The sequence below is a fragment of the Mesorhizobium sp. M7A.F.Ca.CA.002.15.2.1 genome (assembly GCF_003998715.1).
Lineage (GTDB): Bacteria > Pseudomonadota > Alphaproteobacteria > Rhizobiales > Rhizobiaceae > Mesorhizobium > Mesorhizobium ciceri.
In genome coordinates, this window is record NZ_RZPI01000943.1 from 1 (window position 1) to 1,582 (window position 1,582).

A 1,582-nucleotide genomic window follows, 5' to 3' on the forward strand; every position below is an offset into this window, starting at 1 on the left:
GCCCAGCACCTTGCCGGCCTGATGCTCGGAAACGACGCCGGTGATGTGGTCGTCGACCACCACCACCTCGTCGACAAGGCCGCGCCATTGCGTGGCGAACATGCCGATGGTCGCCGAGCCGCAGCCGACCCGCATGCGATGTTCCTGCTTGCCGTCGATGACAGGCGCTTTGCCGGCTTCGACTGTTATGGTGGCGCCGCCGTCGATGGCGAGTTCCACCGGCTTGCGGTTGCACAGATTGAGCAGCGCGTCGCAGGTGGCGCGTCCTTCGGCCTTCGAGCCGCCGGTCAGATGATGCACGCCGCCCAGCGACAGCATCTGCGAGCCATACTCGCCCGTCGTGACATGGCCGATTGCCTCGCCTTGCGATCGCACAATAGCCGTCTCGGGTCCGATATGCCGGTCGGTGTCGATCTTCACCTTGACGCCGCAGTACGAAAAAATGCCTTCCGTGACGACGGTGACGAGATCGACGCCTTCGACTTCCTGGCTGACGATGAACGGCGCCGGCTTGTAGTCGGGATAGGTGGTGCCGGCGCCGATTGCGGTGACGAAGCGGCGGCCGGTGTTGACCAGTTCGCCGTCCCATTGTTCGCCCTCGGCGACGAACGGCACGATTGCCGCGCCGGCCTCGGCCGCATGGTCGAGGATGGTCAGCGGGTCCATCCGCACGATCCTGCCGCCGACATTGCCGTAGCGGTCGCAGGCGCCGGTGCGACCATCAGCGATGTAGCACATCACCGGACAGGCATCGCAGCGGATCTTCTCCGCCACCAGCTTCTCACCGGGATCATGGGTTTCGAAGCGTTCGGCAAGCTCGCTCATCGGCGTGCCTCCTTTTCGCGGATGCCATCTTTTTCGCGGATGCCAGCGCGGATACGCGTCGGCGTCGCCGGAACCTTGGTGATCAGAACGCCGGTGGCGTGGCGGATGGCGTTGAGGATTGCCGGCGCAGTCGGGATCAGCACATGCTCGCCCAAACCCTTGGCGCCAAAGGGTCCTTCCGGATCCGGAACTTCTATCAGGATGGTCTCGATCGGCGGCACGTCGCCAATGGTCGGGATGAGATAGTCGTGCAGGTTCTCGGTGCGGCCGGGGATGTACTCTTCCATCAGCGCCATGCCGATGCCTTGCGCGATACCGCCCTCGATCTGGCCTTCGGCCAGCAGCGGGTTGATCGCCTTGCCCACATCATGCGCGGCGGTGATCTTGATCAGCTTCACCGTGCCGAGCTTGAGATCGACCTCCAGTTCGGCGATCTGCGCGCCATAGCCGTAAACGGCGTAGGGTTTGCCCTGGCCCTTGGCATCGAGGGGCAGCGTCGGCGGGTCGTAGGTCTCCTCGGCGCGGAAGACGAAGCCCTCGGCATCCAGATCCAACGTCGTGAGGTCGATGCGGCGCGTGGCTTCTCCCTCGCGGATGACGATCGCCGGGCCGTCGAGTTGGAGAGCGGCTTTTTCCGAAACATTGGCGAAACGAAGTATCTTTTCACGCAAGGCGCGGCCGGCCTTCTCGGCCGCCTTGCCGGTGACGAAGGTCTGGCGCGAGGCCGATGTCTTGCCGGCATCGGGAGTAATTGATG

The 1,582-nt window shown here is 64.3% G+C and carries 1 protein-coding gene and 1 pseudogene; both read right to left on the reverse strand.

Features of this window, described 5'->3' with window-relative positions; translation table 11 throughout:
• Nucleotides 1-825, reverse strand: a pseudogene (locus tag ENZ74_RS31340) (6-hydroxynicotinate reductase); the annotation flags it as partial.
• Nucleotides 822-1,582: molybdopterin cofactor-binding domain-containing protein (locus ENZ74_RS31345; protein WP_164761373.1), on the reverse strand; the 761-nt coding region annotated here is incomplete at its 5' end. The pseudogene ENZ74_RS31340 and the gene ENZ74_RS31345, both read right to left, overlap by 4 nt.